The 12,501-nt window shown below is 64.0% G+C and carries 11 protein-coding genes; 5 read left to right on the top strand and 6 right to left on the bottom strand.

All coding sequences use genetic code 11. From position 1 onward, the window contains the following. Positions 1-4 precede the first annotated feature (4 nt). Positions 5-430 carry a hypothetical protein gene (locus tag AB4074_RS12240; protein WP_441413609.1) on the top strand — a complete coding sequence of 142 codons (426 nt, stop codon included), beginning with the start codon at positions 5-7 and terminating at the stop codon, positions 428-430. Positions 431-663: 233 nt separating this feature from the next. Here the strand turns inward: AB4074_RS12240 and AB4074_RS12235 are convergent, their stop codons facing one another. The 4 genes from AB4074_RS12235 to AB4074_RS12220 all read right to left on the bottom strand — a co-directional run bounded on the left by AB4074_RS12235 (position 664) and on the right by AB4074_RS12220 (position 4,992). Next, entirely contained in the window at positions 664-1,287 is a 624-nt protein-coding gene (locus AB4074_RS12235; RefSeq protein ID WP_441413608.1) for a hypothetical protein, read from the bottom strand. Positions 1,288-1,736: 449 nt separating this feature from the next. Then, positions 1,737-2,840, bottom strand: a complete 1,104-nt coding sequence (locus tag AB4074_RS12230) for a polyprenyl synthetase family protein (protein WP_441413607.1) — start codon at positions 2,838-2,840, stop codon at positions 1,737-1,739. Positions 2,841-2,849: 9 nt separating this feature from the next. After that, positions 2,850-4,193, bottom strand: a complete 1,344-nt coding sequence (locus AB4074_RS12225; RefSeq protein WP_441413606.1) for a geranylgeranyl reductase family protein — start codon at positions 4,191-4,193, stop codon at positions 2,850-2,852. Positions 4,194-4,215: 22 nt separating this feature from the next. Further along, positions 4,216-4,992, bottom strand: coding sequence for a demethylmenaquinone methyltransferase (locus tag AB4074_RS12220; RefSeq protein ID WP_084784263.1), 777 nt, complete (start codon positions 4,990-4,992; stop codon positions 4,216-4,218). Between the two features lie 128 nt (positions 4,993-5,120). On the opposite strand from AB4074_RS12220, the gene AB4074_RS12215 reads away from it, so the two are divergent. The 4 genes from AB4074_RS12215 (at position 5,121) to AB4074_RS12200 (ending at position 9,465) form a co-directional block, all read left to right on the top strand. Further along, on the top strand, positions 5,121-6,527 hold the full coding sequence (locus AB4074_RS12215) for an isochorismate synthase (protein WP_441413605.1): 1,407 nt from the start codon (positions 5,121-5,123) through the stop codon (positions 6,525-6,527). 201 nt (positions 6,528-6,728) lie between these two features. Then, positions 6,729-7,682 carry an ABC transporter substrate-binding protein gene (locus AB4074_RS12210; RefSeq protein WP_059387235.1) on the top strand — a complete coding sequence of 318 codons (954 nt, stop codon included), beginning with the start codon at positions 6,729-6,731 and terminating at the stop codon, positions 7,680-7,682. Between the two features lie 35 nt (positions 7,683-7,717). Continuing rightward, positions 7,718-8,692, top strand: coding sequence for an amino acid ABC transporter permease (locus tag AB4074_RS12205; RefSeq protein WP_441413604.1), 975 nt, complete (start codon positions 7,718-7,720; stop codon positions 8,690-8,692). Further along, positions 8,689-9,465 carry an amino acid ABC transporter ATP-binding protein gene (locus AB4074_RS12200; RefSeq protein WP_274619627.1) on the top strand — a complete coding sequence of 259 codons (777 nt, stop codon included), beginning with the start codon at positions 8,689-8,691 and terminating at the stop codon, positions 9,463-9,465. The genes AB4074_RS12205 and AB4074_RS12200 overlap by 4 nt, the downstream gene beginning before the upstream one ends. Positions 9,466-9,526: 61 nt before the next feature. On the opposite strand, the gene AB4074_RS12195 is transcribed toward AB4074_RS12200, so the two are convergent. Beyond that, positions 9,527-10,492 (bottom strand): type IV toxin-antitoxin system AbiEi family antitoxin domain-containing protein, encoded by a 966-nt coding sequence (locus AB4074_RS12195; protein WP_441413603.1) that lies wholly within the window; start codon positions 10,490-10,492, stop codon positions 9,527-9,529. 174 nt (positions 10,493-10,666) lie between these two features. Then, entirely contained in the window at positions 10,667-12,376 is a 1,710-nt protein-coding gene (menD, locus tag AB4074_RS12190; protein WP_441413602.1) for a 2-succinyl-5-enolpyruvyl-6-hydroxy-3-cyclohexene-1-carboxylic-acid synthase, read from the bottom strand. Positions 12,377-12,501 lie beyond the last annotated feature (125 nt).

Raw genomic sequence — 12,501 nt, 5'->3', positions numbered from 1 at the left:
GAGCATGACTGACATGTTCCTCGAGAAGTTCCGCGCGCTTGTACCGAAGTATCTCGAGGACGAATGGCAGGAAGAAGATGGGCTGTCCGCCGCTGAGGTGGACGAGGCCCTGTCCGCCCACACGTTCACCATTCCCATGGTGCTGCGCGAGTTCTACCTCGCCCTCGGTGGCTGCGAGGACCTCATGGAGGCCTACCACTACTTCTGGGACCCCGAAGAGCTCGAAGTGGACGACGAAGGCTTCCTCATGTTCCTCGAGGACGAAGAAGAGCAGTTCACCTGGGGCTTCCGGGTAGGCGACCTCGGCGTCCCGGATCCGATCGTGTGGCGCCGCAACAACGCCCGCGGCCAGTGGAAATCCGAAGAAGGCACGTTCTCCGAGTTCGTGTTCGACATGTTCGACTGGGCTTTCAGCGACGAAGAAGACTGAGGGTTTTTTGGGGGGCTTCCGGAGCTTTCTCCCCACCTTTGGGCTGAGACTTCCTCCCGAACCCCAAGCTTCCGGAGCTTTCTCCCCACCTTTGGGCTGAGACTTCCTCCCGAACCCCAAGCTTCCGGGGCTGTCCTTCTCTCTGTATGGCCTGACCTGTCCAAAACCGGGGAGTTTGACCTGCCGAGGCTGCAAGTGGCTCTCGCCGTCGACCTCGACGATCAGCTTTCCCTCTAGCAAGAAGTCCACAATGCCGATTCCGGGCAATTCGACCTGCGTCTCGGTGTGGATTCCTGCCTGCCGGAAAAGTATCCGCGCCACGACCTCGATCGGAGAGTCTGCCAACCGTCGACCAGTGTGAGCACCTTCCGGGCCGCCCCGTTCCGGTTGCCCGGTAGCCTCTCCCGGAGGTAATCAAGATTGGTCCGGCCTTGGAGGAGGGCACTTTCCGCCATGATGGCCGCCTCAATATCAGGCAGGCAGCGGAGGGAATGCAGCAGCGTGTCTGTCAGGCTCGCCACGGGACGGATCTGCCGGGTCTCCACGACTGACTCACGGTGGACCACGAAATCCCGGGCGTTGCCGCGCCTGCACAGCAAATGGAGGGTCCGGGGTTCATGCAAAACCCAGATGCCATGGTGCCGGGCCCCGGATGCGCAGGTGAGCAGGCCGTTTGCACTGAGGGCTGCGACGAGGTCCTCCTGGGCGACGGGCAAGGCCAGCACACCCCAGCGTCGCCGCACGATCTCGCCTCCAGCAACCGCTGTTCGGATGGCACGGTCGGAGAAGCCGGCCTGCTTCACGGTGGAGGTTCTCGCAGCGGAGCCCGCGTATTTCAGGAAGCCAACGAGGTCCATAAACCAACTTCAACAGTGCGGTGTTGGCGCTGAAAGGCCAGAGTTTCCCTATGTGGACAACTGACCGGCGCCGAGACTCCCCGGTTTTGAGCGAGCTCCCGTGATTCCGACCCCGAGAATCCTGGCCTCCCTGGTTCAGAGGTCCGTCAAAGGTGGGGAATTTACGACGCGAATTTCCCAACAAACTCCAAAAAACCCTTTGACCGGGAAAGTTGCACCCGTGACAAAGTTGTCATATGCTGTAACCGGATTCACTAAATGCCTCCGGTGAGTCTGATGCGAACGGAGATTATGGTCCCGGTTCGTTGCAGCGCGTGACTCGTAGCGTTGCAAGGAACCGGGGCCATTGCATTTAAGCCCACTCCGCCCAAGTAGCTCGCAGTTGTTGTCGTTATGACGACTCAAAACGACAACAACTGTTAGCTAGTTGGGTCTGCGGGGCCACCAAACTAGCTGGCGCGCTCCACAACGGCGTGGGCGAAGTTCGTGAGCGACTCCTTGACCACGCCTTCGGGCAACGGCTTCAAGGCTTCAATGGCTTCGGCGGACCACTGGCGGGCAATCACCCAGGATTCGGCGGTGACGGGATGCTCGCGGAGCCCCGCGACGGCCAAGGCCAGGGCCTCATCGGAGGACAAATCGCCATCGACCAGCTTCAAGAGTTCGACGGCGGAGCGGTCACCATTGTCGGCAGCCTTCCGGAGCAGGAGGACGGGCAGCGTGGGAACGCCTTCGCGGAGGTCAGTACCCGGGGATTTGCCGGACTTGACCTTGACGCCGGTGACGTCAATGACGTCGTCGGCCAGTTGGAAGGCCACGCCAACCTTCTCGCCGTACTCCACCAGCACGTCTTCGAAGGCCTCGTCGGCACCGGCGAAGATTGCACCGAGCTGGCCCGAGGCCGCAACCAAGGAGCCGGTCTTGTCGGCGATGACGGAGAGGTAGTGCTCCACGGCGTCCTCGCCTTCACGCGGGCCCACGGTTTCGTGCAGCTGCCCGAGGCACAGACGTTCGAAGGTGCGGGCCTGGATTCCCAAGGCACGCGACCCGAGTTCGGACACCAGGATCGAGGCGCGGGCAAAGATCAGGTCGCCCGTGAGGATGGCCACCGAGTTGCCCCAGACTTCGTGGGCCGTGGGGGCGCCGCGGCGGTAGGGCGCCGAGTCCATCACGTCGTCGTGATAGAGGGTGGCCAGGTGGGTCAGTTCAACCACGACGGCGGCCTGGACCACTTCCGGACGGGACGCGTCGCCGAGGTGGGCGCACAGGAGGGTCAACAACGGGCGGATGCGCTTGCCGCCGGCTTCCACCAAGTGACGCGACGTTGCGTCAGCCAAGGGATCCGAGTTGGCAATTGCTTCGCGGAGCTTCTTTTCCACGCGGGCAAGGTTCGTAGTGATGGCAGGACCCAACTCCACGTCCTTGGCGATAGCCGCAAAACCGGCAGGAAGCTGCAGGCCAGTGGCGATCGCGGTAGTGGTGGGAGCGGGTTCGACAGCGTCCGGCAAGCCGTGCCCGGCATGCGTCCAACTGTGTTCGGCAGAGTGAGTCACGGGTTAACCCTAACTTTTCGCGGAGGAAAGCGTTGATTCGGTGCCGACGCGGGTGGAAGCGGCGGTGGATGTGGTGTTGGACGTGGCCGGAACCAGCATCTCAAGGACGCGGATGGCGCGGTCCTCGAAACCCTTGGCGGACGCATCCGTGAGGTTGGCGAGCATCCGCACCACGAAGCGCATCAGCACCGGAATGGGCATGCCCGTCCGTAGCGCGAGTTTCATGACGGCGGGCTTACCGATGAGGGCAGCAAAGACCCGGCCCAGGGTGAAGTGTGAACCCCATTGGTCCCGCACGTAGTCCGCGTACCGCGAAAGGTGCGCGTCGGCGTCGTCGACGGTCCACCCGGCTGAACGCGAACGCGAGCTGGCGTCGATAATGAACTCGGCCGCAAAGCGGGCGGACTCCATGGCGTAGGAAATGCCCTCGCCGTTGAACGGGGAAACCATGCCGCCGGCGTCGCCCAGGAGCATGAGCCCCGGCGAGTAGTGCGGGGTGCGGTTGAAGCCCATGGGCAGGGCGGCCCCGCGGATCTCGCCCACTTGGTTTTCGGGTGTGAAGCCCCACTCGGACGGCATGCCGGCGGTCCATTCGCGCAGGGCCTGCTTGTAGTCGAGCTTGCCGAATTCCTTGGAGGAGTTCAGGATCCCGAGGCCAACGTTGGAAGTGCCATCTCCAACGCCGAAAACCCAGCCGTAACCGGGCAGCGGCTTGCCTGATTTGCCAGGGAGCTCGAGCCAGCCTTCCATCCAATCGTCGTCGTGGCGCGGCGAGGTGAAGTAGGTGCGGACGGCGACGCCGAGCGGGCGGTCATCGCGCTTGTGCATGCCGAGCGAAACGGCGGTGCGGGTGGAGTTGCCGTCTGCGGCGAGCACGACGTCGGCATGGAAGTCGCGCGTTTCGCCCGTCTTGCGTCCGGACTCGTCGAGCAGGGCGGCGCGGGCGCCGATCACTCGCCCGGCGTCGTTGCGCAGTGCTTCGGTAACGCTGTGACGTTCAAGCACGACGGCGCCCGCCGACTGGGCGTGCCGGGCCAGCTCCTCGTCGAACCCGAGGCGCGTACGGATGAGTCCGTACGTGGGAAAATCGGCGACCTCGGGCCACGGCAATTCAATGGTGCGGCCGCCGGCGATGAGCCTGAGCCCTTTGTTCCGGCGCCACCCCTCGTCTTCGGCGTGCGGGAGGCCGAGCTTCTGGATTTCGCGGACCGCGCGGGGAGTGAGGCCGTCGCCGCAGACCTTCTCACGCGGGAAAGCGGTCTTTTCCAGGACCGTCACGGAAATGCCCGCCTGGGCAAGGTAGTACGCGGCGGTGGACCCGGCTGGCCCTGCGCCGACTATCAGTACGTTCACAGCGTCCTTGTTAATAGGCCGGTTAGCGGGACTGATCGCCGGCTTGGCGGCGCGGCTTGATCTGGCGGCGCAGCTTGGCCACCGGAACGCTTTCCCGGTGTTCGGCACCGGGCTTCTGGGCGCGGTGCACCGCGACGATGCCGCCGCTCAGGTTGCGGTAATTGACGTCGGTCCAACCGGCTTCCTGCAGCCACGCGGCCAGGTGGTCCTGGTCCGGCCAGGCGCGGATGGACTCGGCGAGGTACACGTAGGCGTCCGGGTTGGAGGAGACCTTGGTGGCGATGGCGGGCAGTGCACGCATGAGGTATTCGGTGTACATGGTCCGCCAGAGGGGGACCACGGGGGCCGAGAATTCGGCGATAACCAGGCGTCCGCCCGGCTTGGTGACGCGGAACATCTCCGCGAGGGCCTTGTGTGGTTCGTTGACGTTGCGCAGGCCGAAGGAAATGGTGCACGCGTCGAAGGAGTTGTCGGCGAAGGGCAGCTTGGTGGCGTCCCCGGCAACGAAATTGATGTCGGGGCGGCGGCGCTTGCCGACCTTCAGCATCCCGAGCGAGAAGTCGCAGGCCACAACGTCCACTCCGGCGTCGGCGTACGGTTCGCTGGATGTGCCGGTACCGGCAGCCAGATCCAGGACCTTTTGGCCTACCCGAACATCCATCGCATCCACGACGACGCGGCGCCAACGCCGGGTCTGCCCCATTGACAGGACATCGTTGACGACGTCGTATTTGGGGGCGACATCGTCAAACATCGTCGCAACTTCGTCCGGACGCTTTTCCAAGGATGCTCGGTTCACCCTGCAATTGTCTCAGACAAATATGGGAAGAACTTTCGGGGCGCTCCGGTACGGGCAGGGTTCGCGCTCCGGGTTCCTGTTCCGGCCAGCACGGCTACCGTTGCCCGCGGGAGTAATGTTGTTCCATCATGACGAGTACGCTCCGCACCAGCATTTTGAAGACCTTGACAGTCCCCCTCGATGTTGACTCATCCTCCGGGGGACTGCCGTCATTTCTGGTCCGGGACGACGTCCTGTGCTGGTCCCGCCGCGAGAACGGCTTGGTGGGCTTCGGCGAACTCACGCGATTCACCGCTTCCGGACCCGATCGCTTTCTCGAGGCCGACATCTGGTGGCGCCACCTCGTCATCGAGGCCGACGTCACGGATCCCCTCGAGATCCCCGGCACCGGCCCTGTCGCCTTTGGCTCCTTTGCCTTCTCCAAGACGTCCGACTTTGAGTCCCGCTTGATCCTTCCGGAAATTGTTGTCGGGATCCGGGACGGGCAGTCATGGCTCACCCAGTTGACGCTCGACGACGTCGCACTCACCGAGGCGGGCGCCCTCGCCGCCCTGGCGGACTGGCTTAGCCCCGGCGTCGGTGAGCTAACGGCGGCGGGAGGCTCCGCCGTCGGGCACCCAACTAACTCGCAGTTGTTGTCGTTTAGAAGGCCCATAACGACAACAAATGCGAGCCAGTTGGGTGACGGGAAGGTGACGCTGGAGAGCGGCTCGCTGAGCGAAACCGCCTGGAAACAGGCTGTGGCCGACGGCGTCGCGGAAATCCGGACCGGAAAGCTGGAGAAGCTGGTCCTGGCGCGCGACGTCGTGGCGACACTGCCCGACGGCGTCAACGCCGCCAACGTCCTGCGGCAGCTGGCCAGCCGTTACCGCGAATGCTGGACATACGGCGTCGACGGCTTGGTGGGAGCGACGCCGGAAATGCTCATCCAGGTGGAGGGCCGCACTGCACAAGCGCGGGTCCTGGCCGGCACGCTGGACCGTCGCGACGCCGAGGGAATGGACGGCTCCCCCATGGAATACGCCGAACGCGTGCTGGCCGGTTCCGAGAAACAACGGCACGAGCACGAGATCGCCATCCAATCGCTCACCACGCAGCTCGCGCCCTTTTCCGAGGCCATGAACGCCCACAGCGAACCATTCATCCTGGAACTGCCCAATGTGTGGCACCTGGCATCGGACGTGAAGGCCGAGCTCGCCGATATTGAGGGACATGTCCCTACATGCCTGGCCCTGATCAACGCGCTCCACCCCACAGCCGCAGTGTGTGGCACACCTACTTTGATTGCCGGGGAACTGATCCGGGAGCTTGAGCACATGGATCGGGGGCCCTACGCCGGACCGGTCGGGTGGCTCGACGCCGCAGGCAACGGCGAGTGGGGCATCGCACTGCGCGGCGCGATCATCGAAAGTCCCACCACCGTGCGCCTCTATGCGGGCTGTGGGATCGTTGAAGGCTCGGTTCCCGACGCCGAGCTGGCCGAGACCTGGGCCAAATTCCGGCCGATGCTCGAGTCGCTGGGGATTAGCAACTAAGCCCCCAAACCCAAGGATTCCGTTCGAAACCTACCCTCCCAACTGTCTGGGGTGCGAGACAATAGCCACGTTGGGGGGCTTGATTTTTTGCTTGGTAGGTTATCCAATAGTAAAACTTAGTTTTCTGTGACGCACATCTCATGTTCGGCGCTACACTATGAACCGATTAGTTTCGCATCCACTGCAACAAAAGGTAAGAAAATGCAGAAATTCCGTTCGCTTCCGGTCAGTTCGACGCTCAAGGCTGCAACCATCATCGCAATCGGCGCCTTGGCACTGACTGCCTGCACCAACGCCTCAGAGGCAGGCCCGTCGAGTGCCGCCTCGCCTTCCGGCAGTGCCAATGCAAGCTTTGACCCCAGCACCATCACCAAGGACGACACCCTGGCTGCACTGGTCCCCGCGGCCATCAAGTCCAAGGGCACGCTGACCGTTGGCTCGGACACGACCTACGCTCCTGCGGAATTCCTCGGAACCGACGGCCAGACCCCGGTCGGTTACGACGTCGACATCGCCAAGGCGATCGGCGCCACCCTCGGCCTGAAGGTCCAGGTGCAGACCGCCGAATTCACGGGCATCCTCCCCGCCCTGGGCCCCAAGTACGATCTGGGCATCTCGTCCTTCACCATCAACCCTGAGCGTCTCGGCGCCGTCAACATGGTCAGCTACTTCAACGCCGGCACCGCTTGGGCCGTGCAGAAGGGCAACCCGAAGAAGTTCTCCCTGGATGACGTCTGCGGCAAGTCCATCGGCGTGCAGACCGGTACCGTCCAGGAAGACCCGGATCTCTCGGGCCGCAACAAGAAGTGCGCAGCTGACGGCAAGCAGCCGATCAACATCGTGACCCTCAAGAACCAGACCGACGTCACCACCCGGCTCGTCAACGGCAGCATCGACGCCATGGCAGCCGACTCCCCCATCATTGGTTACGCGTTGACGCAGACCAACGGACAGCTTGAGAAGCTCGGCGATGTGTACGACGCTGCTCCCCAGGGCATCGCTGTTGCCAAGTCGGACACCGCCCTCGCCGATGTCATCCAGAAGACGCTGACCAAGCTCATGTCTGACGGTTCCTACAAGAAGATCCTCACTGGCTGGGGCAACGCCGAAGGCGCCATCACCAAGTCCGAGGTCAACCCGGCGGTCAAGTCTTGAGTATTCCCGCCACCGATAACAAATCAGGTGCACAGATGGATCATCATCAACCAGGCCACGCCGCGCCCGTGCTGAACGACGCGGTGCCGGTAAGGCATCCTGGCCGTTGGATCAGCGCGATCATCATCGTTGGCGCCGTGATCCTTATGATTCAGAGCGCGATCACGAACCCCAATTTCCGCTGGGACGTGGTCGGGACCTACATCCTGGACGTCAAGGTCGTCCAGGGCGTGGGCTGGACCCTGCTTCTGACCGTCGCTGCAATGGTTCTGGCGATTGTCTTGGCCATCCTGCTGGCCGTGATGCGCCAGTCCGACAACCCCGTCCTGCGCTACACAAGCTGGCTCTGGGTCTGGTTTTTCCGCGGCACACCTGTCTACACACAGCTGCTCTTCTGGGGACTGGTCACGGTTCTCTATCCGACGATTTCCCTCGGGATTCCTTTTGGCCCTCAACTCGTGACCTACGTGCTCTCGGACCCCACCCACGGCCTCATCCCGGCCATCCTCGGCTTGGGCCTGAACGAATCCGCGTATCTTGCAGAGATCTTCCGGGCCGGACTGAAGTCCGTGGACAAAGGCCAGACGGAGGCAGCCGAAGCCCTGGGCATGGGCAAGGGCAAGATCATGTGGCGGATCGTGCTGCCGCAGGCCATGCGTATCATCGTCCCGCCTACGGGCAATGAGACCATCGGCATGCTTAAGACCACCTCCTTGGTCCTGGCCGTGCCGTTCACCCTGGACCTGACCTTCGCGACCAACGCCCTGGCCAACCGGATCTACCTCCCGATCCCGCTCCTGATCATTGCCGCCTTCTGGTACCTCCTGGTCACCAGTCTTCTCATGGTGGGTCAGCACTACATCGAGAAGTATTACGGCAAGGGCGTGGACACAAACCAGGCTCCGGCCCTCATCAACCCCGCAGCCGCCAAGGCTGCCGCAGCCGTGGCACCGAGTGCCGAAGCAGAGCCGTCCTTGAAGATGGACTTCCCGGAGGATGAGGCAAAATGACCATCACCACCCAGAAACCGCTGGTGCGGATCGAAGGCCTCCACAAGTACTTCGGTCCCCACCACGTGCTCCGCGGCATCGACCTGACGGTCAACCAGGGCGAAGTGTCCGTTGTCATCGGCCCGTCCGGTTCGGGCAAGTCCACGATGCTCCGCTGCGTGAACCTGCTGGAAACCATCAGCGCCGGCCGCATTTCGGTCGGTGACCAACTCATCGGCTACCGCGAAGTCAACGGGCGCCTCCACGACCTGAAGGTCAAAGAAATCGCCGCGCAGCGCCGGGAAATCGGCATGGTCTTCCAACGCTTCAACCTGTTCCCGCACAAGACCGCCCTGTACAACGTGATGGAAGCGCCCGTGCAGGTCAAGGGCAAATCCAAGAGCGATGCCAAGAAGGCCGCCCTTGAATTGTTGGACCGAGTGGGCCTGGCCGATCGAGCCAACCACTACCCGGCACAGCTTTCCGGTGGCCAGCAACAGCGTGTCGCGATTGCCAGGGCCCTGGCCATGGAACCCGAATTGATGCTCTTCGACGAGCCCACCTCCGCACTTGACCCCGAACTCGTGGGCGACGTGCTCAACGTGATGAAGGATCTGGCAAAGTCCGGCATGACCATGATCGTGGTGACCCACGAGATCGGCTTTGCCCGCGAAGTCGGCGACCGCCTGACCTTCATGGACGGAGGTGTGGTGGTGGAATCCGGCGACCCCCGCGAAATCATCGCCAACCCCCAGCACGCCCGCACCAAGGAATTCCTGAGCCGAGTGCTGTAGTTCCTGCTCTTGCGTCGCGACTCGCAAACGGGCAATCGCTGCGCAAACGGGCCGGTGACACTCATATCCGAGTGTCACCGGCCCGTTTGCTTGTCACGGACACATTTGGGTGTCCCCCAGAGGCGCGACGACGGAGCGGCACTCCGGCGTCGAGCAGTATTCGTTCCAGTCGGCCCGGACTGTTGAGTTCGTCCCAGACCCACCGAGCCACGTTTCTGCCCGTGGCCCGGATCCGGTCTTCGCGTACCTTTTCCTCATACACCACGTCCGACGGCGTTCGTCCACGCAGATACTCGGGTTTGAGGTACTTCTCGCGGCCATCGAATTCGCCCGCAACCCTGGTCTCCTCCCAGTAGAAATCCGTAATGGCGATCCTGGCAGAACCGTTTCTGACCTCGTATTGCAGCACTGGCGAGGCAAAGCCGGCAACGTGGATCAGCCCCCGGCTATAGGATTCCCCCGGCGAGCAGGACTGCGGATCGGCGAAATCGACCACCGCCCTGATACGCCGAACCGCCGCCTGCGAATAGCCCCCATCAATGCCTCGAACCGCGTCGGATTTCAGGACGTAATCCATGGGCACCACGGCTTCCGCGAAGGGGACCGTCGCGGCGATATCGAGGACAGTACGGATCCGGCCTGTGACGAGAAACCCCTCCAACTGTTCACTGTTGTGGGCTTGTTCAGGTACATAGTGCCGACGGACTCCTGCGCTGGACCGACCGCCGCCGGAGAATGCGGTGAGTGCGTGGATCGGCTGTTTCCGCAGGATGACCGGCATCCCGCTAATTGCCGCGGCTGAGTGGTGCGAAAACGTGGTGAGCGAAGTAAACGTCTCTGCCGCGGCCTCGACTCGGAGCCTGTACCGCTCCCACGGCTGCAGCTCGTTCCAGCGCACCGCCTCCACGTATACGCCATGACGAATGCGGACAAGCTTCCCTGAACGGGCCTGCGCGGACAATGCCCTGGTAGTCAGACCGATCCTGGACAGGTCCTTCGCTAGAATCAACCGCGGAAGTGTGTTCATTCATCCACGATCACAGCCCAACAACGGGCTGCGCGAGGCACTTTCTGCCGTATGTGGACAACTGCCGAGGACGCTCTCCCCGACGCGCACCACAACTACGGACGGGCGACACTTGTATCCGGGTATCCCCAGTCCGTTTGCGCCTCTCCAAGCCGTTTGCGCGTCCCAGACCGCCTACGCCCCGAGCAGCACCTGGGACACTGCCGCAGCTACTGCAACCTTGATGCGTGCGTGCAAGGGACGCAGTCCGGAACGGTCCGTGCGTACTTCCACGATGCTTCGCCCCTTCAAAGGCGCGGCAAGCACGGCGGCGAGCTCCGCCGTCGTACGCACCAAAGTGTGGCCGACGCCGTATGCCGTGGCGAGCGCTGAAATGTCCACGCTGTGCGGGGTGCCGAAGAGGCGCTCGACGGCGGTGCCGTAGCCGCCGTCGTCCTCCACCTTGCCATGCTCAAGGAGGCCGAAAATGCCCCCGCCGGCGTCGTTGAGGACCACGATGCGCAGGTCCGGTCCTGGTTCTCCGGCTCCGAGGAACAGGCCGCCCGCGTCATGCAGGAAGGTCACGTCGCCCAGGAGGAGGGTGGTTTCGCGGCCTGCGCCGAGGGCGATTCCCGTGGCCGTCGAGATCGTGCCGTCAATGCCGGCGAGACCGCGATTCGCAAATACCGTGGCGAGGGGCTCGGGGCTGGGCTGTCCTGCGAGATCGACGTCGCGGATGCCGTTGGAAGAGCCCAGGACCAGCTGCCCCCGCGCATGTTTCCAGACGGTGGCTCCCACGGCGGGCCCGTTCGCTGCGCGTTCTGCCTCGAGGACGCCGTCGAGCGCGTGTTGGGCCGCGGCACCGGCCAGGAGCCAGGCGTCGAGCCACTCATCCGAGCCGCGGCCAGCGAACCCGGCCAACTCCGCCAGGGAGTCAAAGCGCTCCTCGCGACGCCGGTCGTGCTCGTACCAGGCCACCGGAACGGGCTCGTACATGCCCGCGGGGAGGTCGTTGCGTGCCAGGAGGGCGGCGACGGGCCTCGACAGGGTCGGCCGTCCGAAGACCACCACGCGCTCGATCGGCAGCGCGGACCCGGGCCCGAAGTTGTCCAGCATGAGGCGATACGGCCCGACGGCGTTGGGACCGAAGCGCGCGTTGGACGAGGGTTCGGCCAGCAGGGGAAGGCCGTGGGCGCGGGCGAACGCCTCGGCGACCGGACCGGCGTCGTGCCCCGCCAAAACCACCGTGCGACGCTCCGTCAGTTCGGCGGGAGCGAGGGGCATGCTCAGTGGCTGGGGACCGGAGTCGTAGTGGAAAACTCCGTGGCCCTTGGTCGCGGGCAGCGACTCGCCTTGTTCCGGAACCAGCGGCTCGCGGAACGCCAGGTTGAGCTGCACCGGCCCGGGTGGCGTGTCCTCGAGGGCGCCGGTTGCCGCGTAGATGGCGGTCTCGATGGCCCGCTGCGGGTTGCTGCCAGCGGCGATGTCGACGGCGAAGCGAACGTGCTCGCCGAAGAGGTCCAGTTGGATGGTGGTTTGGTTGGCGCCGGTGCCGTGGAGCTCGGCGGGGCGATCAGCCGAAAGGACCACGAGGGGCACGGCGGCGTGGTTGGCCTCCATGACCGCGGGCAAGAGATTCCCGACGGCGGTGCCCGAGGTAGTCAGGACCGCCGCCGGAGCGCCCGTCGACAGGGCCAAGCCCAGTGCCGTGAAACCGGCCGAGCGTTCGTCGATCCTCACCAGGAGCCTGACGTTCCCGGCTGCTTCAGCCTCGGCCAGCGCGTACGCCATGGGTGCCGAGCGCGAACCGGGAGAGACCACCACGTGCCGCACACCGCATTCGAGCAGGGCCTTGACGGCGATCCGGGCAGCGGCGAGGGAGCTCAGGGAGCCTTGCGAAGTCACCGCACCAGTCTATTAGCGGCGCCTCCCTCCCGACGCTCGCTCAGCTATGGGGCCAAAATCCCAAACGCTCGCTCACCTATCGGCCCCCAATCCCCGACGCTCGCTCACCTATCGCCCCCCAAACC

It is taken from the genome of Arthrobacter sp. 2MCAF14 (assembly GCF_052115645.1).
In the GTDB taxonomy this organism is placed as follows: domain Bacteria; phylum Actinomycetota; class Actinomycetes; order Actinomycetales; family Micrococcaceae; genus Arthrobacter.
Note: the sequence above shows the minus strand (reverse complement) of the source record. Positions and strands in the feature narration are given on the sequence as shown.

Coding starts and splice junctions, on each gene's coding strand:
- AB4074_RS12200 (WP_274619627.1), top strand. CDS start 8,689: ATGACCATCACCACCCAGAAACCGCTGGTGCGGATCGAAGGCCTCCAC.
- AB4074_RS12215 (WP_441413605.1), top strand. CDS start 5,121: ATGACGAGTACGCTCCGCACCAGCATTTTGAAGACCTTGACAGTCCCC.
- AB4074_RS12235 (WP_441413608.1), bottom strand. CDS start 1,287: ATGGACCTCGTTGGCTTCCTGAAATACGCGGGCTCCGCTGCGAGAACC.
- AB4074_RS12240 (WP_441413609.1), top strand. CDS start 5: ATGACTGACATGTTCCTCGAGAAGTTCCGCGCGCTTGTACCGAAGTAT.
- AB4074_RS12210 (WP_059387235.1), top strand. CDS start 6,729: ATGCAGAAATTCCGTTCGCTTCCGGTCAGTTCGACGCTCAAGGCTGCA.
- AB4074_RS12205 (WP_441413604.1), top strand. CDS start 7,718: ATGGATCATCATCAACCAGGCCACGCCGCGCCCGTGCTGAACGACGCG.
- AB4074_RS12195 (WP_441413603.1), bottom strand. CDS start 10,492: ATGAACACACTTCCGCGGTTGATTCTAGCGAAGGACCTGTCCAGGATC.